This is a genomic window from uncultured Pigmentiphaga sp., assembly GCF_937950555.1.
In the GTDB taxonomy this organism is placed as follows: Bacteria; Pseudomonadota; Gammaproteobacteria; order Burkholderiales; family Burkholderiaceae_B; genus Pigmentiphaga.
Genome location: NZ_CALFCW010000069.1, coordinates 144,028 through 169,070 on the forward strand (window position 1 = coordinate 144,028; position 25,043 = coordinate 169,070).

Here is a 25,043-nt window from a genome sequence, read left to right on the forward strand (position 1 = left end):
GCGACGGGATCAGGGTTGAACCCGAGTGCCCGGCTATTGACGCGCCTGCGAGCATGCACTATTGTTCATTCATCAGACAACTAATGCATTAATTTGCATATCACCGAGGAGATGTCATGGATGCTGCCGTCATGGCCGGCCAGGCCCCGGGCAAGGTGGACTACCGCACCGAGCCCGCCCAGTATCGCCACTGGAAACTGAGCTTCGATGGTCCGATCGCGACGCTGAGCATGGACGTCGCCGAGGACGGCGGACTGCGGCCCGGATACAAGCTCAAGCTCAATTCCTACGACCTGGGCGTCGACATCGAGCTGCACGATGCGCTGAACCGCATCCGCTTCGAACATCCCGAGGTGCGCACGGTCGTCATCACCAGCCTGAAAGAGCGCATCTTCTGTTCCGGCGCCAACATCTTCATGCTGGGCTTGTCTTCCCATGCGTGGAAGGTGAACTTCTGCAAGTTCACCAACGAGACGCGCAACGGCATCGAAGATTCCAGCCGCCATTCGGGGCTCAAGTTCCTTGCCGCGATCAATGGCGCATGCGCAGGCGGCGGCTATGAGCTTGCGCTGGCCTGCGACGACATCGTCCTCATCGACGACAAGTCCTCCGCCGTATCCCTGCCCGAGGTTCCGCTGCTCGGCGTCTTGCCCGGCACCGGGGGCCTGACCCGCCTCACCGACAAGCGGCGCGTGCGCCACGACCTCGCCGATGTTTTCTGCACCACGAGCGAAGGCGTGCGCGGCCAGCGCGCGGTGGAGTGGCGCCTGGTCGATTGCGCGCCCAAGCCCTCGCAGTTTGCGCAAGTCGTCCGCGAGCGGGCGCAGCGGCTCGCCGAGGGTAGCGACCGCCCGGCCGATGCGAAAGGCGTCGAGTTGGTGCCTATCGCGCGCACGGAAGAGCCCGACGGCTTACGCTACCGCTACGTGGAGGTCCGCATCGATCGTGCCAGCCGTAGCGCGGTGTTTACCGTTGCCGCGCCCGATGCTGAGCAGCCCGCGGATGTGGACGGCATCCTGGCCGCCGGCGCGAACTGGTGGCCGATGGCCATGGCGCGGGAGTTGGACGATGCCATCCTGCACATGCGGACCAATGAATTGGACATCGGGACCTGGATCCTCAAGACGCGTGGCGACGCCGCCAAGGTCCTGGCTTGCGACGAGGCCTTGCAGCGCCATGCCGGACACTGGTTCGTTCGCGAAGTGGGCGGGCTCCTGCGCCGCACGCTCGCACGCCTGGATGTGTCGTCCCGCAGCCTGTTCGCGCTGGCCGAGTCCGGGTCGTGCTTTGCGGGCACGCTGGCCGAGTTGGCCTTCGCCGCGGACCGCACCTACATGCTGGCGCTGCCGGATGCTCCCGAACAGGCGCCCGCGCTCACGCTGTCTGAGTGCAATTTCGGAGCCTACCCCATGGTTAACGGCCAGTCGCGGCTGGCACGCCGATTCTATGAAGAGCCGGAGCCCTTGGCGGCCGTCCGTTCGCAAATCGGCAAGCCGCTCGATGCGCAGGCCGCCCTCGGCTTGGGGCTCATCACCGCGGCACCGGACGACATCGATTGGGACGACGAAATCCGGCTCGCCATCGAAGAGCGCGCCGCCATGTCGCCCGATGCGCTGACCGGGCTGGAGGCCAACCTGCGCTTTGCTGGCAAGGAAACCATGGAGACGCGGATCTTCGGCCGCCTGAGCGCATGGCAGAACTGGATCTTCAACCGCCCGAATGCGGTGGGGGAGAAGGGGGCTTTGAAGGTTTACGGAAAAGGCGAGAAGGCCGCCTTCGATCTGAACCGAGTCTAAACGTCGCAGTCCGAACCTGGAGTCGAGACATGTCGAGCATCAATTACAGCGAGAAAATTCCCAACAACGTCAACCTCTCGGAGGATCGCGCGCTGCAGCGGGCGTTGGAGCAATGGCAGCCAAACTTCCTGAATTGGTGGGGCGACGTCGGGCCGGCGGGCAGCAGCAATTACGACGTCTACCTGCGCACCGCCGTCAGCGTCGATCCGCAAGGTTGGGCCCAGTTCGGATACGTGAAGATGCCCGAGTACCGATGGGGCATTTTCCTCAACCCGGCCGAAAAGGACCGCAAGATCCATTTCGGCGAGCACATGGGCGAACCCGTATGGCAGGAGGTACCGGGCGAGCATCGCGCGAACCTGCGCCGCATCATCGTCACCCAGGGCGATACGGAACCGGCCTCGGTCGAGCAGCAGCGGCACCTGGGCCTGACGGCTCCCTCGCTGTACGACCTGCGGAACCTGTTCCAGGTCAACGTGGAGGAAGGCCGCCATTTATGGGCCATGGTCTACCTGCTGCACCGCTACTTCGGCCGGGACGGGCGCGAGGAGGCCGAGGCCTTGCTCGACCGCCGCTCCGGTGACGAGGACAACCCGCGCATCCTGGGGGCTTTCAACGAAAAGACCCCGGACTGGCTGTCCTTCTTCATGTTCACTTACTTCACCGACCGCGACGGCAAGTTCCAGCTGAGCGCGCTCGCAGAGTCAGGCTTCGACCCGCTCGCCCGCACCACCAAGTTCATGCTGACCGAGGAAGCGCACCACATGTTCGTGGGCGAGTCGGGCGTGTCGCGGGTGATCCAGCGTACCTGCGAAGTCATGAACCAGCTCAAGACCGATGATCCGGACCGCATCCGCGCCGCCGGGGTGATCGACCTCGGCACCATACAGCGCTACCTCAATTTCCACTACAGCGTGACCATCGACCTGTTCGGCGCCGACCAGTCGTCCAACGCGGCTATCTTCTACAGCTCGGGGCTCAAGGGGCGCTACGAAGAAGGCAAGCGCACCGACGACCATCGCCTGCGCGACGAGGCGTACAAGGTGCTGGAGGTGCGCGACGGCCAGCTGGTCGAGCGGGAGGTGCCCATGCTCAACGGCCTGAACGAAGTGCTGCGCGATGACTTCATCAAGGACTCAATGGCTGGCGTGGCGCGCTGGAATAAGGTGATCGAGAAAGCGGGCCTGCCCATGCGCCTGACCGTCCCGCACAAGGCCTTCAACCGCCAGATCGGCTCGCTGTCCGGCGTGCGCGTTTCGCCGGAGGGGCGCGTGGTCTCCCAGGAAGAGTGGGACGCGAAGAAAGACGAATGGCTGCCGAGCGCCGAAGACAGGGCCTTCGTGGCGTCGCTCATGGGGCGTGTCGCCGAGCCGGGCAAGTTCGCGAACTGGATCGCGCCGCCGGTCATGGGCATCAACCGGCAACCGGTGGATTTCGAATACGTCCGGTTCAACTAGCGGCAGCTGCGCATGGATACGCCAGTCAAGACGGTCGTCATCAAGCAGCACCTGATCGATCCGGAAATCTGCATACGCTGCAACACCTGCGAAGCGACCTGCCCGGTGGGCGCCATCACCCACGACGATAGGAATTACGTCGTGCGGGCCGATGTTTGCAACGCCTGCATGGCCTGCGTGCCGCCATGCCCAACCGGCGCGATCGATAACTGGCGATCCGTGCTGGCGTCGGCCGCGTATAGCATCGAAGAGCAATTGGGCTGGGATGCATTGCCCGACGAACTGACCCCCGAACAGCTCGCAGCGGCAGGCGCCGCGGTCGACCAGGGAGGCGCCGAGGCCCCGCCGGGGCCGCTGGCCGAGCGTGAACCGGAAGCGTTTTCCGCGGACGATGAGCCTTTCAATGCCGCCTCGTACGGCGCCACCATTCCGCCTTGGTCTGCCGCCCATGCCTACACCAACCTCTACGGCCCGCGCAATCCCGTCACGGCTACGGTAGTGGGCAATGTGCGCGTCAACGAGCCAGGCACGCAGAATGAAACCCATCACATCGTGCTCGACTTCGGCTCCGTGCCATTTCCAGTGCTCGAGGGGCAGTCCCTCGGCATCATCCCGCCCGGGGTCGATGCGCAGGGCCGGGCGCACCATGCGCGCCAATACTCCGTGGCCAGCCCGCGCAACGGCGAACGGCCCGGCTACAACAACGTGTCGCTCACGGTCAAGCGCGTGACGGCGGACCACCAGGGCAATCCGGTCCGCGGCCTGTGCTCCAACTACATGTGCGACCTCAAGGTGGGCGACAAGGTGCAGGTGATCGGGCCGTTCGGCGCCTCGTTCTTGATGCCCAACCATCCCCGTTCGCACATCGTGATGATATGTACCGGCACGGGCAGCGCGCCGATGCGCGCCATGACTGAATGGCGGCGCCGCCTGCGCGGCAAGGGGCGGTTCGAAGGCGGCAGGCTGATGCTGTTCTTCGGCGCGCGCACCAAGGAGGAGCTGCCGTACTTCGGGCCATTGATGAGCCTGCCCAAGGACTTCATCGACATCAACCTTGCGTTTTCGCGGGCGCCAGGCGCACCCAAGCGCTACGTGCAGGACCTGATGCGCGAGCGCGCGGCCGACCTCGCCGAACTCTTGCAGGACCCCAATTCCTACTTTTACGTGTGCGGGCTCAAGAGCATGGAAACCGGCGTCATCCTTGCGTTGCGCGACGTCGCCTTGCAGGCGGGGCTGAACTGGGAATCGATCGCCGCCACACTCAAGCGCGAAGGACGGCTGCACCTGGAGACGTACTGAATGGCCATGGAGACTCTCTCGATCACCAAGAGCGGGGCGGGCGTCGCCCGGGTAGAGATGGCCCGGCCCGAGGTGTTCAATGCGTTCGACGAACGGATGATCGCCGAGCTGGCCCAGGTCTTTGCAGAGCTCGGCGCGGACGCATCGGTGCGGGCCATTGTGCTCGCCGGGCGCGGCAAGGCGTTCAGCGCAGGGGCGGACATCCAATGGATGCAGCGCGCGAGTCGTGCCACGGAGGCGTGGAACTTGGAGGATGCGCGCCGTTTCGCCGCCATGCTCGACGCGATCGCCTCCTGTCCCAAACCCACGGTCGCGCGCGTCCAGGGCGTCGCCCTCGGGGGTGGGGTCGGGCTGGCCTGCGCCTGCGACCTCGTCGTGGCCGCCCGTGACGCGCGCTTTGCCGTGAGCGAGGCGCGGTTCGGCATCCTGCCGGCCGTCATTGGTCCGTACCTTGTCAACGCCGTGGGCAAGCGCCATGCGCTGCGGCTGGCATTGACCGCCTCTCGCATCGATGCCCAGGAGGCGCTGCAGGTAGGACTTGCACACCGGGTGGTCGACGCCGCCGAACTGGATGCCGCCGTCGATGCCATGGTGGGCGAGCTTGTCGCCAACGGCCCGCAGGCACTGGCCGAGATCAAGGACTTGTTCGGCCGGTTGGAGGTCGGCCCCGTGACGGCCGAAACCAGGGAGCTCACCGCCCGCACCATCAGCCGGGTGCGCGGCACGGACGAGGCGCGCGAAGGCTTCGCGGCCTTTCTCGAGAAGCGGCCCGCCGCGTGGGTGCGGTAGGACTTTCCGGGTGCCCGGCGGCGCGCCTGCGCGGGAACGGTCGCCGGCTGTTGCCTACCATTCGTTCACGTTCGAGGAGGAAGCATGTCCCACGAATTGCGCGTGGATACGTCCGATTTTCGCGTTGCGGTCGGCGACGACGGCATTGCAGAGCTGGTGCTCGGCACCCCGGGCACCATACCTGTGCTGGGCGCCCGGGGCCATGCGGAATTGGCCGCCATCTGGCCCCGGCTCGCACGCGAGCCGGGAGTGCGGTGCGTGCTCGTGCACAGCGAGGGCACGGGGTTTTGCGCCGGCGGCCATGCGGACGTGGTCCGGGCCATGCTCGATAGCGAAGAAGACAGGCTGCGCGTCATGCGGGAGGCCCGTGACCTCGTGCAGGGCATGTTGGACTGCGACCTGCCCATCGTGTCGGCGATCCACGGCGCAGCCGTCGGGGCCGGCGCGGCGCTCGCACTGTTGGCCGATGTTTCCGTCGCCGCGCGCAGCGCCAAGCTCATCGACGGCCATACCAAGCTGGGCGTCGCGGCCGGCGACCATGCCGCCCTCCTATGGCCCCTGCTTTGCGGCATGGCCAAGGCCAAGTACCATCTGTTGACCTGTGCGCCGCTCGACGGCGAGTCGGCCGAACGCATCGGGTTGGTCAGCCTGTGCGTGGACGATGCGGACGTGTTGCCTGTCGCCCGGCGCATTGCGGCGCAGCTTGCGGCTGGCAGTCCCACCGCGCTGGCCTGGACCAAGCGCAGCCTGAATCATTGGCTGCGGTCGGCGTGGCCGGCGTTCGAACATTCGCTGGCCCTGGAGTTTTTCGGATTTGCCGGCGCAGACGCGCGGGAGGGCTTGGCCGCCTTGGCCCAGAAGCGCGCTCCCCGCTTCGCGCATGACCGGCGCAAGACGCAAGGCATCCAGACGGAGAACCATGCATGAGATTCGCCGATTTCCAGCCGGGCATGGTCATCGAGGCCGGGCCGCGTCGCGTCGAGGAGGCGGAAATGCTGGCCTTTGCGAGCCGCTACGATCCGCAATGGTTCCACACGGACAAGGAAGCGGCCCGCAAAGGACACTTCGGGTCACTGATCGCGAGCGGCTGGCAGACCTGCGGCATCGCGATGGAGCTCGCAGTGCAGGCCGCGTTGCATGACTCGGAGTCTTTCGCTTCGCCCGGGGTGGAGCAGGTGCGCTGGCCCCATCCGGTGTTTGCGGGCGACGAGCTGCGCTTGCGGGCGGAGGTGCTGGAAGCTAGGCCTTCACGCAGCCGTCCGGAGCTGGGCGTGCTGCGCTGGCGCTGGCATTTGTTGAACCAGGACGGCCGCGAGGTGCTGGACCTGACCGCCACGAGCCTGTTCGATTTGAACCGCCGCGCCTGACTCCACCTCGCGGCATCATCGGCGCAGGTGCACGGGCTTGGCGTCGGCGGGGCCGCAGCCATCGCAGGTACCGCAGCCGCTGCCGCATCCCGCATCGGGCGCTGCCGCACCTAGCCGTTGGCCCGCCTTGCGCAGCCACGGCGCGCGGCCGGGGCGGTCCAAGGCGTTGGCAAGGCGAGCCTGCAGGCGCATGCGCATCCTGGGAGCGAATCGCCCGAAAGCCTTGATCGCGCACGCTGCGACGATGAGGGAGACGAGCGCGATTTCGAGTACGGAGTAGGCATTCATGGCAGCCCTTCGAATCAGGTCAGCATCCTGGTCACATGATACGTGATGAAGGATGCCAGGTAGGCCAGGCCGAACAGATAGCCGGCGGCCAGCGCCACGACCTTCCACGAACCGGTTTCGCGACGGATGACGGCCAGGGTGGAAAGGCACTGTGGCGCGAAAATGAACCACGCGAGCAGCGAGAACGCCGTGGCGAGCGGCCACTGGGCCGCGATTAGCGGAGTGAGCAGCGTCGATGCCGTTTCCTCATCCTCGGCCGATAGGGCGTACACCGTGGCCAATGCGCCGACCGCAACTTCGCGCGCAGCCATGCCGGGAACGAGCGCGATGGAAATTTGCCAGTTAAAGCCGATCGGGGCGAAGACTGTCTGGAGGATTTCGCCGATGCGGCCCGCGAAGCTGTACTCGATGGCAGGGCCGGTCGCGCCTTCGGGCGGCGAGGGGAAGCTCGACAAGAACCAGATCAGCACCGTCAGCGCCAGGATGATGCCGCCCACGCGGGCCAGGAAAATGCGTGCCCGCTCCGCCAGGCCCAGCGCGACGTCGCGCAAGTGTGGAATGCGGTAGGACGGCAGTTCCAGCAGCAGGGAGTGTTCCGTTGTGTCGCGCCGCAGCAGCTTCATCACCCAGGCCACGGCAAGGGCGCTCAGAATGCCTGCCACGTACAGCACGAACAGCGTGACGCCTTGCAGGTTGAAGATCCCGAGCACCGTCTGGTCCGGGATGAAAGCGCCGATGAGCAGCGTGTAGACCGGCAGGCGCGCCGAGCAGGTCATCAGCGGGGCGACGAGTATGGTCGTGAGCCGATCGCGCGGATCCTGGATGGTGCGCGTGGCCATGATGCCGGGAACCGCGCAGGCGAAGCTGGACAGCAGCGGAATGAAGGAGCGCCCGGTCAGGCCCGCTCCCACCATCATTTTGTCGAGTAGGAAGGCGGCGCGCGGCAGGTAGCCCGATTCTTCCAGCAGCAGGATGAAGAAGAACAGGAACAGGATCTGGGGCAGGAATACCAGCACGCTGCCCGCGCCGGCGATGATGCCGTCGACGAGCAGGCTGTTGAGCAAGCCTTCCGGCAGCGTCGCGCCGACCCAAGCGCCCAAGGCGCCGACGGACGACTCGATCAGCTCCATGAGCGGCTCGGCCCACGAGAACACCGCCTGGAACATGAGGAACATCACCACGGCCAGGGTCACCAGGCCCCATACCGGATGCAGCAGCCAGCGGTCGAGCGCGTCGTCGATCGCGGCGGTCCGGCGCGGCACCGACACGGCCTCGCGCAGCAGCCGGTTGACTTCTTGGTGCAGGTCGGCACCGGGGGCTGGGCCGCGGGAGGGAGGGGGCAGCTCTCCATCGAGCCGCGAGAGCAATTGGGCGGCGCCATTGCGCTTGACGGCTACTGTTTCCACGATGGGGACGCCCAGGGCCTGCTCCAGTTTTTCCCGATCGACGCGGATGCCGCGGCGGGCTGCCGCATCGACCATGTTCAGGGCGAGGACCATGGGCAGCCCCAGGCGCTGCAGCTCCAGCACGAAGTGCAGGTGCAGGCGCAAGTTGGTGGCGTCCACCACGGCCACCAGCAGGTCCGGCCTCGGTTCGCCGGCGAACTGGCCCATGCAGATGTCGCGCGTGATGGCCTCGTCCGGGCTGGCAGCGTGCAAGCTGTATGCGCCGGGCAGGTCGAGCACGCTGACCTGCCGGCCCGAGGCGGTGACGAAGCGGCCTTCTTTGCGCTCGACGGTGACGCCGGCATAGTTGGCGACTTTCTGGCGGCTGCCGGTCAGCAGGTTGAACAGTGCGGTTTTTCCGCAATTGGGGTTGCCCACGAGGGCAACGCGCAGGTTCGACAGGGCGGCGGTGGACATGGGATCAGGATGCGAGGGGTTCCACCACGACCCGCGCGGCCTCGGAGCGGCGCAGGGCGAAACGGGTAAAACCTATCTGGACCAGCAGAGGGTCGGCGCCGATCGGGCCGCGGGCCACGATGCGCACGCGCTCGCCGGCGACAAAGCCGAGATCGCGCAGGCGGACGGCAACGGGATCGGCGGGTAGTGCGTCTTCGACGGTATTGACGGCCGCTTCATGGCCAAAGGGTAGCTCGGAGAGGCGTATAGCCATGTACTCGGTCGGCAATGGTGAAAATGAAAACGATAACCAATTATAAAAAGTTTTGCACCGGTCCGGCGCGGTCCACGGGCAGGCAGCACTGCGGCGGTTGCGTGTTTCCGAAAGGCCTTTCAGAGGTAAGGAAATGCTACGACCGGCGTGTTTTGCGCCGCGGCGGGCCGGTGCATCGGGTATCTTGCGGGCGTAGGCTCAACCAAGAGGGGAAAACATGAAAGCATCCGTGGTGGTCGGCCTGTTGCTCATCGTGCTGGGGATAGTGGCCCTCGGCTACCGGACCTTCTCGTACACATCCGAGGAGACGCTGCTCAAGCTCGGCCCAGTGGAGGCCACCGCGGATACCCGCAAGACCGTGGAGATCCCGGTCTGGGCCGGGGTGCTCGCCATTGCTGCCGGGGCGGTAGTCATCGCCCTGGGGCGCCGCCGCTGAGCTTTGCATTCCCGGCGGGGGTTGCTGGGCCGCTCGAAAGCTGTGCCAGCCGCGCGCCTAGGAATTCGCGCACTGCGGGGTGGTGCAGCATGGCCATGTGCCCGACCCGCTCGACGATTTGCGTGACTGCGGCGCCGGGTAGCAGCGCGCGGCTCACCGGGGCGACGATGTTGTCGTGGCGCGAGGCAATGCACGTGCAGAGGCTTGGCCAACCTGGCCGCTCGGCCGTGCATAGCCCGGTCAGCCAGGGGTGGCCGGGCATCATCTGAGCGGCGCACAGGCCACGTCCGAAGCGCGCGTGCCGGGTCCCGCCGTGCGGGGTGCCGATGGTGATGATGTGCCCGATGGGGGCGTCGGGCGCGCAGCGCAGCGCCGCCCGCGCGGCCAGGCCGCCCATGCTGTGCCCGATGACGATGACCGGGCCGGCGCCGGTACGTGCCGCCAGCGCTGCGGCTTCGGCGGCGACCTGCCTGCCGAATTCGTCGATGTTTCCCCGGGGTGGTTCCAGGTCGAGCGCCGCGACGGCCCAGCCGCGCGCGGCGAGCCAATCGTCCAGGTCCCGCCAGATGCCGCGGTTGCATCCGTAGCCATGTACCAGGAGCACCGCGCCCCGTGGGTTGTCGGGCAGGCGGGCGGGCCACCGGTGGCGCCACGGGATATCCACGTACATGTTGCGTATCGAAAGCAGGATCTCAGGCAGCGCGGCGGCGGCCCAGCCGGGCGGTGCGGGTTCACCGGCCCGTTTCGCTTCGGCCCGGGCGAGCAGGAAACCCGCCGCGACGAGGGCGGCGTGGACCAGCACCGCGAGCAAGGCGGCCGTGGCGAGGGCAGCGGGCCAGGGCATCCCATGCGAGAGTGCCCACGCGGTCAGGCCGATGAGCGCCACCACGGTGAGCGTGAAGGCGCGCATGGTCCACGCCATCATGGCTGGGTGGTCCCTTCGCCCCTTGCGCCGGCGCGGCGCTCCAGCCGTTGCGCCACCGCGCGGACCCGCGCATCGCCGGCGCGGGCAAAGAACGCGGCCACCTTGGCGAGGAAGGCGGGCGTGGCCGTCTCGGGCAGGCGCTCCAGCCAGGGCAGCGCGAGGTCGATTTCGCCTCGTTCGACCAGCAGGCGCGCGTAGTTGAACTGCCCACGGAAATCTCCGCCCTCCGCTGCACGGCGGTAGTGCTCGAAAGCGCGCTCTTTGTCGACGGGGACTTCCCAGCCGTCTTCGTAGAAGCCGCCGAGGATATTGATGGATTTCGCATGGCCCAAGGCGGCCGCCCGCTTGAACCACGCCATGGCCTGGGCGCGGTCGGCGGGCACGCCTTCTCCCAGGGCCAGCGCCGTGCCGTAGTTGTACATGCCCCAGTCCAAGCCCTGCTGGGCTGCGAGCCGGTACCAATAGGCGGCCAGGACGAGGTTCACGGGGACCCCCCAGCCGTGGCGGTGGCATTGGCCCAGCATGTTCATCGCCATTGCGTGGTTGGCGTCGGCCGCGCGCTTGAACCAATACACGGCTTGTTCGCGGTCCACGGGCGTGCCGCGGCCGTCGAGCAGTATTTGCCCGTAGACGGCCTGGGCTTCGGAGACGCCGCCTTCGGCAGCGGCCCGTATCCAGGCCACTGCGTGCTCCTCGGGCCCGCGCAGGACCTCGGCGATCTCTTCTGGCGTGGCGGTGTTCAGTCGGCGGGGAGTGATGGGGTGCATGCTGCGATTGTGCATGAGAACGGACGGGCCAGTGCGAAGGCGGCCCCAAGCCTGGCGCAGGCCCGCACCCGGCTTGGCGGCCGCCTTAGAAAAGTTCGGCGCGCCGTCCACACTGGGACGGCACGCCGCGCGCGCAGGGCGAACCTCCTCAGTACTTCAGGTTGACGCTCAGGATTGCTGCCCGGCCTGCCCCCACCGCGGCATAGTGCGTCGAATAGGTCGAGGTGAAGTAGCGCTTGTCGGTCAGGTTGAGCAGGTTCAGCTGCAGGCTCACGTTGCGGTTGATGCGATACGCGGCCATGGCGTCGAAGCGGGTGTAACCCGGGATGTAGCGGCGTACCGCGCCATTCGAGCCGTATTGCTTGCCCACGATGAACACGCCGCCGCCCAGCGAGAAATCGCTGGTCACGCTGTAGGTGCTCCACAGGCTGGCGCTGTGCTTGGGTGTATTGGGGAACTCCTGCCCCTTGGTCACGTCGGTCGTGGCCCCGGTGTTGCGCATCTCGCTGTCCAGGAAGGTGTATCCGCCGAACACTTGCCAAGCCTTGGTGATGTTGCCCGAGAAGCCGACTTCGAAGCCGTTGATGCGGCGGTTGCCAGCCATCGCGTAGGTGTTGTCGGGCATGGTCACGCGGGCATTGGTCGTGTCGATGCGGAACACGGCAGCATTGACTGCGAGTTGGTTATCCAGCAGGTTCCACTTGGTACCCAGCTCCAGCGATCGGTTTTTCTCGGGGCCGAGTTCCGCGGCATTGGGGCCCACGCCACCGCGTCCCGGGGTCAGGCTGCCGCTTTCGCTGCCCTGGCCGAGAAAGGCATTGGCGGGCGTGGACGAGGTGCCGTACGACACGTAAATGCTGCCGTTGGACGCAGGCTTGTAGATCAGGCCCAGCTGGTAGTTGACGAGCGTGTCGTTGCGGCCGACGTCGGTTGTGGCGTTGAAGTAGCGGGTCTTGTAGTCGTCCACGCGCAGGCCGAGGTTGGTCATCCAGCGTTCGCTCAGCTTGATGGTATCGAACGCATAGATGGACTTGGTCGTGGTCTTGAAGTGGTTGGCGCGTTCGCCCTCGATGATGCTCCCCGTCCACGGATCATACGGGTTGGGGTTGTAGAGGTCCGTGCACGTGTAGCCCGACGGCGCGCCTGCGCCCAGCCCGCAAGAGTTGGTGCTGCGGCTGCCCAGGGTGCTCGTAATGGTGTAGGTGCCGTTGTCGGCCTTCTCGCGCGAAAGTTCGATCCCGGCCGTGAAGCTGTGCTCATAGCCTCCCAGGTTGGCCTTGCCGAAAATCTCGGTCTGGTTGGCGATGGTATGGACGCCGCTGGTGCGGGTGTTCGCGCGGCGCCAGACCAGGCCGTCGTTGACGTTGCCCTGGCTGTCGTCGGGTTGGGTCCATATGTAGCGCTGGTCCGAGGCGGTGTAGCGCAGCGTGTTGCGGAAGGTCAGGTTGCTGCTGATGTCGTGCTCGATCCGGGCGGTGGCGACGTCTGAGCGGTTCTTCAGGAAATCGCTGTTGGCCAGGCCGTAGAAATTGTCCATGTCGACTGTGACCGGGCGGATTGCCGTGACGCCGGCGGGCACCCTGTTGCCGTACATGAACGGGATGCCCGAGTCGGGCGTGTCGTCCGTCTGCAAGTGGTAATAGCTCAGCGTGATCCGGGTCGGCGTGTTCAACCCCCACGTGAAGGACGGTGCGATGCCCCAGCGGGAGTTGTCCACCGCCTTGCGGCCTGGCACGTCGGCGTCGTGCGCCATGGCATTGAGCCGGAAGGCCATGTTGTCGCCCAACAGCCAGTTGCCGTCCACCGTGGCGCGCTTGTAATTGTCCGTGCCCAGGCCCAGCGTGGCGTTCGTGAAATTCTCGGCCATGGGCGCCTTGGTGATGAGGTTGATGCTGCCGCCGGCCCCGCCCCGGCCGCCGTAGGCGCCGTCGGGGCCTTTCGTGACCTCGACCTGTTCGATATTGAAGATTTCGCGCGTGGTGGCGCCGATGTCGCGCATGCCATCCACGAACGTGCTGGCCTGTGCGTCATAGCCTCGGATGAACGGGCGATCGCCCAGCGGGTTGCCGCCTTCGCCGGCGCCGAAGGTGATGCCCGGGGTCAGGCGCAGCGCTTCGGTCAGGGTGGTAGAGGCGGTGTTCTCGATGACTTCTTGCGGAATGACGGTCACGCTCTTGGGCGTATCGACCAGCGGCGCGGTGAATTTCGGAGATGCCGATTTTTCTGCCTTGTAGGGCGTATCGGCCTCGCCTTGTACTGTAATCGGCGCGAGCTGGCCGCCGGACCGCGGCGCGTCTGCGTTTGCCGCGTCCTGCGACTGGGCCTGGACGGCAGGCAGGAAGGTCAGGGCGCCGATCGCGGCCGCCAAGGTATTGACCCGGAATGGGTTCGAAGATGTCACCGTGAAATCCCCCCAAGCGGGCGCCTGCGCGCCCGTCAATCATCGAAGAAAAAAAGAGATAAGAAGAATGATTCGCATTTATATCTTAGGGGGCAACGATAGAACGCGCAACCTTACAGGCAACTGAAGATTCCTCAGGGAAGGCGGCCACCCGGGGGCATTTGGGGGAAAAAACAACACGCCGCCGGAGCGCCCAGCTCCATCAAGGCGCTGCAACGCCGCACCGCCGATGCGCTCCAGCGGCCGCCTGGGCTAGCGCGTGGAAACCAGCCGCGTGCCGAGCAGGCGATCCTGGGGAAACTGCTTGTCCGGATCGAAGAAGCTCCAGACGAACCCGATGCCCGTGAGCGTGAACGGCCAGGCCAGCAGGTAGCGGAGGACTGCCTTCCAGAGCGGAGGCCGCCCGCCGTCCGCGTCAGTGAGCCGGATGTGCCAGGTTTTCATGGGCAAGGTCTGGCCACCCAGGCGCCAGCACAAGACGAAATAGGCGCCGATGACGAAGAAGAGCCAGGCCTGGCGCTCGTGCCGCAGCGCCAGCGCATGCCTGCTCTGCGTCAGCGTGTCGAAAAGATACCCGGCGACGAATACCACGCCGAACAGCAGGATGGCTTCATACAGCATGCAGGCGAAACGGCGCCAGCGGCCGGGGGTGGGAAGCGGAGCGGGGCGGAAGGACTGCGTATCATTCATGGGGCGCTACGATAACCCGAGCCGGCGGGCGCGCGCCCGCCCCCAGGGGGCAGTGCGGGAAAATCCCAGGCGCGCACCGCTACCTTGACTGCGGTGCAGCATACCTGATAGCCTAGCGGGCTCGCCGAAAGCGATACCCAAGTCGACGGCAGAGCGCTTCGTCTGGCGCCCGATACCTTCGGCGCCAAGCATTGCAGTTACTCAAGCCCAAGTCCGCGCCAAAAGCGTTGCGGCGGCCTCGGCCCGAAAGGGCGCAGGCGGCCTGGCCTTGGCCTTCCGTTTCAACCTTCAGTGCTCGTTCCGGTGAACGTGTGCGAGGTCGGCAGGGTGGGCGAGCGGATCGGTTCCGTGAACCGTGAAGCGTCGCTGCATGCTGCCGGTGCCCGTACAGGTTTGGTTTCCCTGCCAGGAGGCAGTACCGCCCGGGGCGTCAGCGCGAACTTGAATGGACGACACATCCAATGGAACTCACAGGCGCCGAGATCGTCGTGCGCAGCCTTGCCGATGAGGGGGTCGAACACGTGTTCGGCTATCCGGGCGGCTCGGTTCTCTACATCTACGACGAGATCTTCAAGCAAGACAAGTTCAAGCACATCCTGGTGCGTCACGAGCAGGCAGCCGTGCACGCCGCCGATGCCTATTCGCGCGTGTCCAACCGCGTCGGCGTGGCGCTGGTCACCAGTGGCCCCGGCGTGACGAACGCGGTAACCGGCATCGCGACCGCATACATGGATTCCATCCCGCTGGTGGTGCTGACGGGGCAGGTGCCCACCACCGCCATCGGCCAGGACGCCTTCCAGGAGGCCGACACCGTCGGCATCACCCGGCCGTGCGTCAAGCACAACTTCCTGGTCAAGGACGTCAAGGACCTCGCGGAAACCATCCGCAAGGCCTTCTACATCGCCCGCACCGGCCGTCCCGGCCCAGTGCTGGTTGATATCCCCAAGGACATCACGGTCGCGCGCTGCAAGTACACGCCCCCCACGGGCGAGATCAAGATGCGCTCCTACTCGCCCGTCGTGAAGGGGCACCAGGGGCAGATCAAGAAGGCCGTGCAACTGTTGCTGCAGGCCGAGCGCCCGATGATCTACACGGGCGGCGGGGTCATCCTGGCCGATGCCGCGCCCGAGCTGACCAAACTCGTGCACATGCTGGACGTGCCGTGCACCAATACCCTGATGGGGCTGGGCGGCTTTCCCGGCGAGGACGAGCATTTCGTCGGCATGCCCGGCATGCACGGCACGTACGAGGCCAACATGGCCATGCAGCATTGCGACGTGCTGGTGGCCATTGGCGCGCGCTTCGACGACCGCGTCATCGGCAATCCCAAGCATTTCGCGCAGAACGCCCGCAAGATCGTCCACATCGACATCGATCCCTCGTCGATTTCCAAGCGCGTGAAGGTCGACGTGCCCATCGTGGGCGACGTCAAGGACGTGCTGCAGGACCTCCTGGCGCACCTGGAGTCCGCGCTCAAGGAAAACCGGCGCGATCCGCAGCAGCTCGCTGCCTGGTGGAAGCAGATCGGCGCGTGGCGCGAGCGGCAATGCCTGAAATACAAGCGCTCTGACGACGTCATCAAGCCCCAGTTCGTGATCGAAAAGCTCTGGGAAGTCACGCGCGGCGAGGCTTTCGTCACTTCCGACGTGGGGCAGCACCAGATGTGGGCCGCGCAGTACTACCGCTTCAACAAGCCGCGCCGCTGGGTCAATTCCGGCGGGCTGGGCACGATGGGCGTGGGGCTGCCGTATGCCATGGGCGTGCAGATGGTGTATCCGGATGCCGACGTCGCCGTCATTACCGGCGAAGGGTCGATCCAGATGAACATCCAGGAGCTGTCGACCTGCCATCAGTACCACCTGAGCCCCAAGATCCTGTGCCTGAACAACCGGTACCTGGGCATGGTGCGCCAGTGGCAGCAGATCGACTACGGTTCCCGCTATGCCGAGTCGTACATGGATTCGCTGCCCGACTTCGTCAAGCTGGCCGAGGCCTATGGCCACGTCGGCATGCGCATCGAAAGCGCCCGCGATGTCGAGGGCGCGTTGCGCGAAGCGTTCACCACCCACAAAAAGCGCCTGGTGTTCCTGGACATCATCACGGACCGCACGGAAAACGTGTGGCCGATGGTGAAGGCCGGCAAGGGCCTGACCGAGATGCTGCTCGGTTCCGAAGACCTCTAAGGAGCACACATGAGACACGTCATATCGGTGCTCCTGGAGAATGAAGCAGGTGCACTTTCGCGCGTCGTCGGCCTGTTCTCGGCGCGCGGCTACAACATCGAAACCCTGACCGTCGCGCCGACCGAAGACCCGACCCTGTCGCGCATGACCATCGTGACCTCCGGGTCCGACGACGTCATCGAGCAGATCACCAAGCACCTGAACCGCCTGGTGGAAGTGGTCAAGGTCGTCGATTTGACCGAAGCGCCCCACATCGAGCGCGAATTGATGCTGATCAAGGTTCGCGCGGTGGGCAAGGAGCGCGAGGAAATGAAGCGCATGGTCGATATCTTCCGCGGCCATATCGTGGACGTGACCGACAAGAGCTACACCGTGGAACTCACCGGGGACAAGGGCAAGCTCGACGCCTTCATCGAGGCGCTCGACCGTGCCTGCATCCTGGAGACCGTGCGTACAGGCAGCTGCGGCGTCGGGAGGGGCGAGCGGGTGCTGAAGATCTGAGCCCCTGCGCGCCTGTGCATCCGGGGATGGCAGGCCAGGCCGTGGCGCGGATGTGTCCCGCCCGGCGGGCGCCGGCGGAACCCAATGCCTCGGGTTCCCCGTCCCCGTCGCGTCGGAAGCGGAGCGGCCAGCATTGAATTTGAATTTGAATTTCGAGTATCGAGTGGATTTTGGAGAGCGCCATGAAAGTTTTTTACGACAAAGATTGTGATCTGTCGCTGATCAAGGGCAAGACCGTCGCCATCATCGGCTACGGTTCCCAAGGTCACGCCCATGCCCAGAACCTGAACGATTCCGGCGTCAAGGTCGTGGTCGGGCTGCGCAAGGGGGGAGCCTCCTGGGACAAGGCCGTCAACGCCGGCCTGACCGTCAAGGAAGTGAACGATGCGGTCAAGGAAGCCGACGTCGTCATGATCCTGTTGCCCGACGAGAACATCGCCAAGGTCTATGCCGAGAACGTCGGCCCCAACATGAAGAAGGGCGCGGTACTGGCCTTCGCGCACGGCTTCAACGTGCACTATGGCTGCGTCGTGCCCCGTGACGACGTCGATGTCATCATGGTCGCTCCCAAGGCCCCGGGCCACACGGTGCGTGCCACCTACCAGCAAGGCGGCGGCGTTCCCCACCTGGTTGCGGTCTACCAAGACCGTTCGGGTGCGGCCCGCGACATCGCCCTGTCGTACGCCATGGCCAACGGCGGTGGCCGCGCCGGCATCATCGAGACCAACTTCCGCGAAGAAACCGAGACCGACTTGTTCGGCGAGCAGGCGGTGCTGTGCGGCGGCACGGTCGAGCTGATCAAGGCCGGCTTCGAGACGCTGGTGGAAGCCGGCTATGCGCCCGAGATGGCCTACTTCGAGTGCTTGCACGAGCTCAAGCTGATCGTCGACCTGATCTACGAAGGCGGCATCGGCAACATGAACTACTCGATCTCGAACAACGCGGAATATGGCGAATACGTCACCGGCCCGCGCATCGTGACCGAAGAGACCAAGCAGGCCATGCGCGCCGTCCTGAAAGACATCCAGAGCGGCGAATATGCCAAGAGCTTCTTGCTGGAAAACATGGCTGGGGCTCCGACCATCAAGTCGCGTCGCCGCCTCACGGCCGAGCACCAGATCGAGCAAGTGGGCGCCAAGCTGCGCGAAATGATGCCCTGGATCCGCAAGAACAAGCTGGTTGACCAAAGCAAGAACTGATATTCCGCGCGTCCTGCATGTCTGCGCCCATCTTCGGTTGTGGCGCGGCAGGGCTCCCGGCGGGCCCGGCATGCCATGGCGCGGCCGGAACACGAGGATGCGCCCCGGCGCATCCCAGGCCTCAGCCCTCACGCTACCTGCGCGAGGGCTTTTTCTTTTTGGGCGCTGCGCATCGAGCGCCGTCTGCTACGGGTCAACCCCCTGCCGCTTGCGGCGGCGATGACGTATCATCGCATACTCCTACCCAGTATGCTGAACCGTCATGCCGCATACGCCTGAAGAGAAAAAGCGCGTCTTGACCCGTGTCCGCCGCGTGCGCGGGCAGATCGACGCACTCGAACGGGCGCTGGAGGAGGGCGCGGAGTGCGGGGCGATCCTCCAACAGATTGCAGCCGTGCGAGGGGCCATCAACGGCCTGATGGCGGGCGTGCTGGAAAGTCATTTGCGCGAGGAGTTCACTCACCTGGCCGAGGCCGCCGGCACGCCGAACCGGCCCATCGACGAGGTGATTTCCCTCGTGCGCTCGTATCTCCGATGAATCCCGCCCCGTCGCGCTCCCAAGACTTTCTGCAAAGAGGACTCCCATGAAATCTCGTGCCGCCGTCGCATTCGGACCTGGTAAGCCGCTCGAAATCGTCGAGATCGACGTGGCCCCGCCCAAGAAGGGCGAAGTGCTCGTGAAGATTACCCATACCGGCGTTTGCCATACCGACGCCTTTACGCTTTCGGGCGAGGATCCGGAGGGCCTGTTCCCCGTCGTGCTCGGCCACGAAGGGGCGGGCGTGGTGGTCGAAGTGGGCGAGGGCGTGACCTCGGTTGCGCCTGGCGATCACGTGATCCCCCTCTATACCGCCGAGTGCGGCGAGTGCCTGTTCTGCAAGTCGGGCAAGACCAACCTCTGCGTCGCGGTGCGCGCGACGCAGGGCAAGGGCGTGATGCCCGACGGCACATCGCGGTTCTCCTACAACGGCCAGCCCGTCTACCACTACATGGGCTGCTCGACCTTCAGCGAATACACCGTCGTGGCCGAGGTTTCGCTGGCCAAGATCAACCCCAAGGCCAATCCCGAGCACGTCTGCCTGCTCGGATGCGGCGTGACCACGGGCATCGGTGCCGTGCACAACACTGCCAAGGTGCAGGAGGGCGATACCGTTGCGGTATTCGGCCTGGGCGGCATCGGGCTGGCTGTCATCCAGGGCGCGCGCCAGGCCAAGGCGAGCCGCATCATCGGCATCGACACCAATCCGGCCAAGTTCCCACTGGCCAAGACTTTCGGTGCGACCGAGTGCATCAACCCGAACGACTACGACAAGCCCATCCAGCAAGTCATCATCGAGATGACCGGCTGGGGCGTGGACCACTCGTTCGAGTGCATCGGCAACGTGAACGTGATGCGCGCGGCGCTCGAGTGCGCACACCGCGGCTGGGGCCAGTCCATCATCATCGGCGTGGCGGGCGCGGGGCAGGAAATCTCCACGCGCCCGTTCCAGCTCGTGACCGGACGCACCTGGAAAGGCACGGCCTTCGGCGGCGTCAAAGGCCGTACGCAACTGCCCGGCATGGTCGAGGCAGCGATGCGCGGGGAAATCGAACTCGCGCCCTTCGTCACGCACACGCTGCCGCTAGACGAAATCAACAAGGCGTTCGACCTCATGCACGAGGGCAAGTCCATCCGCACCGTCATCCACTATTGACGTCGATGGCATTGCGCCGCGCGCATGGACGCGGCGCTCACTCGGCCTTGCCCCGCTTGGGGCGCGGCCGCTCGGGAAATAGTTGCCTGAGCATCTCGGGCAGGATCTGCGCCATGAACGCGTCGCCGCCGGCCTGCCCGTTCCCGAATTTGCCTTCCAGCGCCAGGTGTGCGCATCCGTGCACGGCCGACCACGCTCCCATCAGCAGGGCTTGGTCCGCAGCGCCCAGCGGGCCATCCGTGCGCCCCACGTACTCCCGCACGGCCTCTTCCAGCTCCCGGTAGGCCGCCCGGCCCGCGTCGTCCAGCCGCGAGTCGGGTGCCAACATGTCCTTGCGGAACATCAGTAGAAAGCGGGCCGGGTAGGTCAGCGCGAAGCGCACGTATCCCAGCCCCTTGCCGTGCAGCCTTTCGGTCGGCGTCCTGCCGGCCGCGCTGCCCTCCCGCTGGAAGCGCGTCAGTTCCTCAAAGCCCAGGATGGCGACTTCCGTCAACAAGCCGGCGGCCGAACCGAAATGATGCAGCGCGGCGGCCGGCGACACCCCCACTTGGCGCGCGACTTCCCTGAGGCTGAAGCCTTCCACGCCGCGCGCGGCAAGCAATTGTTCAGTGGCGTCGATGAGCGCTTGGCGCAGTGCGCCATGGTGGTAGGGCGTCGCCGCCCCGCTTCGCCGGGTGGCCATGGATGAGGGCTCCTCGCTGGTTGTCGGAAAAATCAAACTTTGCACCGTTCAAATGCCTTGTTATGGTATCTGAACGCTGTTTAGATTTGGTTGGGGCGGCATTTCTGAGGAGAGGGGCCATGTTCGATCTTCTTTTCGAGCTTGCGGGCATGATCGTGATGCTCGCCTGGATTGCACTGGCGGCGTCGCCGTGGCTGGGCAGGGCCAAGCCCATCGTCCGCATGGTGACGGGCGCCGTGGTTCCCGGTGCCCTGGCGCTGGCTTATGTCGCGTTGGTGGCCATGTCCTGGCCAGCCGCCGGCGGGGGGTACGGGTCGCTGGACGATGTGTCGACGCTGTTCGGCCATCGCGGCATGTTGACGGCAGGGTGGTATCACTACTTGGCTTTCGACCTCTTCGTTGGCACTTGGCTGGCACGGCGCGCCGAACGCGATGGAATCGCTCCCTTGTGGATGATTCCCTGCCACGCCCTGACGTTCTTGTTCGGCCCCGCGGGGCTGGTCGCCTACGGCTTGCTGTATGCCGCCAAGCCTGTGCGGGCGCTGGTGCGCGAGCTCGAGCGCAGGCATGGCCCGCTGGCGCGCTTCGGTTTGATCCTGTTCGCCGCGCTTGCCGCGTCGCTTGCGATGGCCGCGATCGATGCGCGCACGCTGGGCGGCGTGGGCGTGTGGGTCAAGCCGATGAAGTTCATGGCGTCGGTGGCGCTGTATGCGTGGACCACCGCTTGGCTGATCGGAGAATTGCCTTCCGGGTTCCGCGCGTCGCCCGCGGTTCGGCGCCTGGCCCGCACCATCATCCTGGTGGGCGCGGCGGAGGTGGCCTACATCACGCTCCAGGCGGCCTTGGGCCAGCCGTCGCATTTCAATGATTCGACACCCTTCCATTCGGCCATGTATGTGCTCATGGGGGTGGGCGCGTTGACCCTGACCGCCTGCTCCCTGCCGCTAGCCTGGATGATCGGACGCCATGCCGAGGACATGGCGCCCGCGTACCGGCTCGGCGCCGTACTGGGGCTCGTGCTGACGTTCGTCTTCGGTGCAGGGGCGGGGGTGGCGATCAGCATGAATGGCGGCCCGACCATCGGCGCCATGGCGGGCGGGGCTGTCGTGCCGGTCTTCGGCTGGTCGCTGGCCGGGGGAGACCTGCGCGTGGCGCATTTCCTCGGCATCCACGCCCAGCAGGTATTGCCCGCCGCAGGCATGCTGGCGTCGATGGCGGCGGCCCGGGCATCCGGCCCCGTGCTTGCCGTCGCGGGCACTGGCATGGTGGCGCGCCACGCGACCACCGGCATCGCGGCAGTCTGGCTCGTCGCCCTGGCCTATGCGTCGCTGACCGTCCTGGCTGCCGCGCAGGCCGTGGCGGGCCGGCCGCTGCTGGGATAGGAGAGAAAGGGCAAGCGAGGTGGCCCGCGGCGCACAGGGCAGGGCGGCCGCGCCTTTCATTGGTCTGCTGGCACGCCATCGGTTAACCTTCGTGTCATGCTGATCACCACTCTTTCTCCAATCTAAAGGGGCATTGCAACGTGGGTGCACCTCGACGTTTCACCTTTCGGCGGAACCCTGTCATGAAAGACCCGGAACACCGCCATCGCGGCATCTACCTCCTGCCCAACGCGTTCACGACGGCCGCGCTGTTCGCCGGCTTCTACGCCATCGTGCAGGCCATGAACAATCGGTTCGAGGCCGCTGCCATCGCCATTTTCGTGGCCATGGTGCTCGACGGGATGGACGGGCGCGTCGCCCGGCTCACCAACACCCAGTCGGCGTTCGGCGAGCAATACGATTCCCTGTCCGACATGACCTCCTTTGGCGTCGCGCCGGCGCTGGTCATGTACGAGTGGATCCTGAACGGCCTGGGCCGCTGGGGATGGCTCGCGGCTTTCATCTACGTGGCCGGCGCAGCCTTGCGGCTGGCCCGCTTCAATATCAACGTCGGCGTCGTGGACAAGCGCTTTTTCCAGGGGCTGCCCAGCCCGGCGGCGGCGGCGTTGGTGGCCGGCTTCGTCTGGCTCGCCGTGGACAACAAACTGCCGATACGCGAGCTGTGGATGCCCTGGGCCGCGTTTACGCTGACCGTCTACGCGGGCGTCAGCATGGTGTCGAACGCGCCGTTCTTCAGCGGCAAATCGTTCGCCCTGGGGCGCAGCGTTCCTTTCTGGACCATCCTGCTGGTGGTCTTGGCCATCGTCTTCATCTCCAGCGATCCGCCCATCGTCCTGTTCGTGTTGTTCGTGATCTACGGGCTCTCCGGCTACGTCTTGTGGGCCCTGCGCTGGAGGCGCGAGCGCCTCGCCCGGCGCTGAGGGCTTGCGGCCGTTTCCCGGGCACTTCGGGGGCGGCCCTTCGTCACGATAGAATGTCGCCTGTAAGGAGAGACTCCCATGAGCGACAAACTGATCGTTTTCGACACCACGCTGCGCGACGGCGAGCAAAGCCCCGGCGCGTCGATGACGCACGAAGAGAAAGTGCGCATCGCCAAGCAGCTCGAGAAGCTGCGGGTAGATGTGATCGAGGCGGGTTTTGCAGCCGCCAGCAACGGCGATTTCGAATCGGTCCGGGCCATCGCGTTGGCGATCAAGGACTCCACCGTCTGTTCGCTGGCACGGGCCAACGACCGCGACATCGCGCGGGCGGGGGAGGCGCTGCGCGGCGCCAAGCGCGCGCGCATCCATACCTTCATCGCCACCAGTGCGTTGCACATGGAGAAGAAGCTGCGCATGACGCCCGACCAGGTCTTCGAGCAAGCCAGGTTGGCGGTCCGGTTCGCGCGCCAATATACCGACGACATCGAGTTCTCTCCGGAGGACGGCAGCCGTTCGGACCCAGACTTCCTGTGCCGCGTGCTCGAAGCCGTCATCGCCGAAGGCGCCACCACCATCAACGTGGCCGACACGGTGGGCTATGCTGTGCCCGAGCAATACGGCGAGTTCATCCGCACCTTGCGCGAGCGCATCCCCAACTCCGACAAAGCGGTCTGGTCCGTGCACTGCCACGACGACCTGGGGCTCGCCGTGGCCAATTCGCTGGCCGGCATCAAGATAGGCGGTGCCCGGCAGGTCGAGTGCACGATCAACGCCCTGGGCGAGCGGGCAGGCAACTGCTCGCTGGAAGAGGTCGTGATGGCGGTCAAGACCCGCAAGGATTACTTCGGGCTCGAGGTCGGCATCGACACGACCCAAATCATGCCCGCCTCGCGCCTGGTGTCCGGCATCACGGGCTTCGTGGTGCAGCCGAACAAGGCCATCGTCGGCGCCAACGCCTTTGCCCATGCCTCGGGCATTCACCAGGACGGGGTGCTCAAGGCGCGGCAGACGTACGAGATCATGCGCGCCGAGGACGTGGGCTGGTCCGCCAACAAGATCGTGCTGGGCAAGCTGTCCGGCCGCAACGCGTTCAAGCAGCGCCTGCAAGAGCTGGGCATCGAGCTCGAGTCGGAGCAGGCCGTCAACGAAGCCTTCGCGCGGTTCAAGGACCTGGCCGACCGCAAGTCCGAGATCTTCGATGAAGATATCCACGCCCTGGTCTCGGGCGAACACGCGGAGGCAGGCGAAGGCGTTTACCGGTTCGTCGCGCTCGCGCAGCGCTCGGAAACCGGCGAGCGTCCGTATGCCCGCGTGGTGTTCTCCGAGAACGGCAAGGAGGTCACGGCGGAGGCCGAAGGCAACGGCCCAGTCGACGCCACGGTCAAGGCCATCGAGAGCCACGTGCAAAGCAATGCGGAGTTGTTGCTGTTCTCGGTCAACGGCATCACGACGGGTACCGAATCCCAGGGCGAAGTCACCATGCGGCTGTCCAAGGCCGGCCGCATCGTCAATGGGGTGGGGGCTGATCCCGACATCGTCGTGGCCGCTGCCAAGGCTTATTTGTCGGCCCTGAACAAGCTGCAATCGCCTGTCGAGAAGGTCCACGCCCAGGGCATCTGATGGTGTCGCGTCATGCGGCCGGTTTCGTCGTCGAGGCGATGCGACCGGCCGACGTCGAGGGCGTGCTCGCGGTCCAGCGCCAGGCCTATGCCGGCATCGACGTGCTGGAAAACGCTGCTTTCTTCCTGAATCGCATCCATCTAGCGCCCGGCTCGTGCTGGGTCGCGCGCGGGGCGGACGGAATATGGGGCTATCTGGTTTCCTACCCCTGGTCGCTGGATGCGCCCCCCAAGCTCAACGTGCCGCTGGCCGGGCTGCCGGCCGATGCGCGCAACTGGTTCCTGCACGATTGCGCCGTCTTGCCCGCGGCGTCGGGCAAGGGCATCGGGACGGCTCTGGTGCGAACCGGGATCGCCCATGCAGAGCGTGCCGGGTTTGCATGGGCCACGCTGGTGTCGTTGGCGCCGGCGTGCGGATATTGGATGCGCCTCGGCTTCGAGCCGGTGCAGCTCGAGCCGGGCGCGCTGCGCGACTATGGCCCCGGGGCGCGTTTCATGCGCCGGCCGCTCGCAGCGGGCGCCTGAGCACCCGC

24 protein-coding genes are annotated in these 25,043 nt (G+C 65.9%); 16 read left to right on the forward strand and 8 right to left on the reverse strand.

All coding sequences use genetic code 11. The features are described 5' to 3' along the window. Nucleotides 1-116 precede the first annotated feature (116 nt). From boxC to Q0319_RS16875, 6 genes are all read left to right on the forward strand, one after another. Nucleotides 117-1,796, forward strand: coding sequence for a 2,3-epoxybenzoyl-CoA dihydrolase (gene boxC, locus Q0319_RS16850; RefSeq protein ID WP_299454606.1), 1,680 nt, complete (start codon nucleotides 117-119; stop codon nucleotides 1,794-1,796). Nucleotides 1,797-1,825: 29 nt separating this feature from the next. Next, nucleotides 1,826-3,253: a benzoyl-CoA 2,3-epoxidase subunit BoxB gene (gene boxB, locus Q0319_RS16855; protein ID WP_296469156.1), complete on the forward strand. Its 1,428-nt coding sequence runs from the start codon at nucleotides 1,826-1,828 to the stop codon at nucleotides 3,251-3,253. Nucleotides 3,254-3,265: 12 nt separating this feature from the next. Continuing rightward, nucleotides 3,266-4,552, forward strand: a complete 1,287-nt coding sequence (gene boxA, locus Q0319_RS16860) for a benzoyl-CoA 2,3-epoxidase subunit BoxA (protein ID WP_296469158.1) — start codon at nucleotides 3,266-3,268, stop codon at nucleotides 4,550-4,552. Continuing rightward, on the forward strand, nucleotides 4,553-5,341 hold the full coding sequence (locus Q0319_RS16865) for an enoyl-CoA hydratase-related protein (protein WP_296469160.1): 789 nt from the start codon (nucleotides 4,553-4,555) through the stop codon (nucleotides 5,339-5,341). It begins immediately after the preceding gene. Between the two features lie 84 nt (nucleotides 5,342-5,425). After that, a complete protein-coding gene (locus tag Q0319_RS16870; protein WP_296469162.1) occupies nucleotides 5,426-6,268 on the forward strand; it encodes an enoyl-CoA hydratase/isomerase family protein in 843 nt (280 codons plus the stop codon). Beyond that, nucleotides 6,265-6,708: a MaoC family dehydratase gene (locus tag Q0319_RS16875; RefSeq protein WP_296469164.1), complete on the forward strand. Its 444-nt coding sequence runs from the start codon at nucleotides 6,265-6,267 to the stop codon at nucleotides 6,706-6,708. The genes Q0319_RS16870 and Q0319_RS16875 overlap by 4 nt, the downstream gene beginning before the upstream one ends. A gap of 15 nt (nucleotides 6,709-6,723) precedes the next feature. On the opposite strand, the gene Q0319_RS16880 is transcribed toward Q0319_RS16875, so the two are convergent. Genes Q0319_RS16880 through Q0319_RS16890 form a run of 3 tightly spaced genes read right to left on the reverse strand, consistent with a single transcriptional unit; the run spans nucleotide 6,724 to nucleotide 9,105 of the window. Beyond that, a complete protein-coding gene (locus Q0319_RS16880; protein WP_299454613.1) occupies nucleotides 6,724-6,996 on the reverse strand; it encodes a DUF6587 family protein in 273 nt (90 codons plus the stop codon). Between the two features lie 14 nt (nucleotides 6,997-7,010). Next, complete coding sequence (locus tag Q0319_RS16885; RefSeq protein WP_299454616.1) at nucleotides 7,011-8,858, reverse strand: ferrous iron transporter B; 1,848 nt, start codon at nucleotides 8,856-8,858, stop codon at nucleotides 7,011-7,013. A 4-nt stretch (nucleotides 8,859-8,862) separates the two neighbouring features. After that, nucleotides 8,863-9,105 carry a FeoA family protein gene (locus tag Q0319_RS16890; RefSeq protein ID WP_296469895.1) on the reverse strand — a complete coding sequence of 81 codons (243 nt, stop codon included), beginning with the start codon at nucleotides 9,103-9,105 and terminating at the stop codon, nucleotides 8,863-8,865. Nucleotides 9,106-9,328: 223 nt separating this feature from the next. On the opposite strand from Q0319_RS16890, the gene Q0319_RS16895 reads away from it, so the two are divergent. Beyond that, complete coding sequence (locus Q0319_RS16895; RefSeq protein WP_296469886.1) at nucleotides 9,329-9,547, forward strand: hypothetical protein; 219 nt, start codon at nucleotides 9,329-9,331, stop codon at nucleotides 9,545-9,547. Here Q0319_RS16895 and Q0319_RS16900 read toward each other — a convergent pair. From Q0319_RS16900 to Q0319_RS16915, 4 genes are all read right to left on the reverse strand, one after another. Next, a complete protein-coding gene (locus Q0319_RS16900) occupies nucleotides 9,522-10,472 on the reverse strand; it encodes an alpha/beta fold hydrolase (protein WP_296469883.1) in 951 nt (316 codons plus the stop codon). The two genes, Q0319_RS16895 and Q0319_RS16900, sit on opposite strands and share 26 nt — an antisense overlap. Continuing rightward, a complete protein-coding gene (locus Q0319_RS16905) occupies nucleotides 10,469-11,239 on the reverse strand; it encodes a tetratricopeptide repeat protein (protein WP_299454621.1) in 771 nt (256 codons plus the stop codon). Before Q0319_RS16905 ends, Q0319_RS16900 begins: the two co-directional genes overlap by 4 nt. A 148-nt stretch (nucleotides 11,240-11,387) precedes the next feature. Next, nucleotides 11,388-13,607 carry a TonB-dependent siderophore receptor gene (locus Q0319_RS16910; protein WP_299454665.1) on the reverse strand — a complete coding sequence of 740 codons (2,220 nt, stop codon included), beginning with the start codon at nucleotides 13,605-13,607 and terminating at the stop codon, nucleotides 11,388-11,390. A 285-nt stretch (nucleotides 13,608-13,892) separates the two neighbouring features. After that, nucleotides 13,893-14,330, reverse strand: coding sequence for an RDD family protein (locus tag Q0319_RS16915; RefSeq protein WP_299454624.1), 438 nt, complete (start codon nucleotides 14,328-14,330; stop codon nucleotides 13,893-13,895). Nucleotides 14,331-14,791: 461 nt separating this feature from the next. Between Q0319_RS16915 and Q0319_RS16920 the strand changes: the two genes are divergently transcribed. From Q0319_RS16920 to Q0319_RS16940, 5 genes are all read left to right on the forward strand, one after another. Further along, the gene (locus Q0319_RS16920; RefSeq protein ID WP_296469521.1) at nucleotides 14,792-16,513 is read left to right on the forward strand and encodes an acetolactate synthase 3 catalytic subunit; all 1,722 of its coding nucleotides are present in this window, start codon (nucleotides 14,792-14,794) and stop codon (nucleotides 16,511-16,513) included. Between the two features lie 9 nt (nucleotides 16,514-16,522). Then, entirely contained in the window at nucleotides 16,523-17,014 is a 492-nt protein-coding gene (gene ilvN / locus Q0319_RS16925; protein ID WP_296469519.1) for an acetolactate synthase small subunit, read from the forward strand. Between the two features lie 182 nt (nucleotides 17,015-17,196). Further along, nucleotides 17,197-18,213, forward strand: a complete 1,017-nt coding sequence (ilvC, locus tag Q0319_RS16930; protein WP_296469517.1) for a ketol-acid reductoisomerase — start codon at nucleotides 17,197-17,199, stop codon at nucleotides 18,211-18,213. A gap of 262 nt (nucleotides 18,214-18,475) precedes the next feature. Next, nucleotides 18,476-18,751, forward strand: a complete 276-nt coding sequence (frmR, locus tag Q0319_RS16935; protein WP_296469515.1) for a formaldehyde-responsive transcriptional repressor FrmR — start codon at nucleotides 18,476-18,478, stop codon at nucleotides 18,749-18,751. A gap of 46 nt (nucleotides 18,752-18,797) precedes the next feature. Next, nucleotides 18,798-19,907 (forward strand): S-(hydroxymethyl)glutathione dehydrogenase/class III alcohol dehydrogenase, encoded by a 1,110-nt coding sequence (locus Q0319_RS16940; RefSeq protein WP_296469513.1) that lies wholly within the window; start codon nucleotides 18,798-18,800, stop codon nucleotides 19,905-19,907. Between the two features lie 37 nt (nucleotides 19,908-19,944). On the opposite strand, the gene Q0319_RS16945 is transcribed toward Q0319_RS16940, so the two are convergent. Further along, on the reverse strand, nucleotides 19,945-20,589 hold the full coding sequence (locus Q0319_RS16945; protein ID WP_296469512.1) for a TetR/AcrR family transcriptional regulator: 645 nt from the start codon (nucleotides 20,587-20,589) through the stop codon (nucleotides 19,945-19,947). 119 nt (nucleotides 20,590-20,708) lie between these two features. Between Q0319_RS16945 and Q0319_RS16950 the strand changes: the two genes are divergently transcribed. The 4 genes from Q0319_RS16950 to Q0319_RS16965 all read left to right on the forward strand — a co-directional run bounded on the left by Q0319_RS16950 (nucleotide 20,709) and on the right by Q0319_RS16965 (nucleotide 25,035). Then, nucleotides 20,709-21,971, forward strand: a complete 1,263-nt coding sequence (locus tag Q0319_RS16950; protein WP_299454629.1) for an ABA4-like family protein — start codon at nucleotides 20,709-20,711, stop codon at nucleotides 21,969-21,971. A 182-nt stretch (nucleotides 21,972-22,153) separates the two neighbouring features. Next, a complete protein-coding gene (gene pssA, locus Q0319_RS16955; protein WP_296466777.1) occupies nucleotides 22,154-22,891 on the forward strand; it encodes a CDP-diacylglycerol--serine O-phosphatidyltransferase in 738 nt (245 codons plus the stop codon). Nucleotides 22,892-22,969: 78 nt separating this feature from the next. Further along, on the forward strand, nucleotides 22,970-24,511 hold the full coding sequence (locus Q0319_RS16960) for a 2-isopropylmalate synthase (RefSeq protein ID WP_296466780.1): 1,542 nt from the start codon (nucleotides 22,970-22,972) through the stop codon (nucleotides 24,509-24,511). After that, nucleotides 24,511-25,035 carry a GNAT family N-acetyltransferase gene (locus Q0319_RS16965; protein ID WP_296466783.1) on the forward strand — a complete coding sequence of 175 codons (525 nt, stop codon included), beginning with the start codon at nucleotides 24,511-24,513 and terminating at the stop codon, nucleotides 25,033-25,035. Before Q0319_RS16960 ends, Q0319_RS16965 begins: the two co-directional genes overlap by 1 nt. The last annotated feature ends 8 nt before the right edge of the window (nucleotides 25,036-25,043 follow it).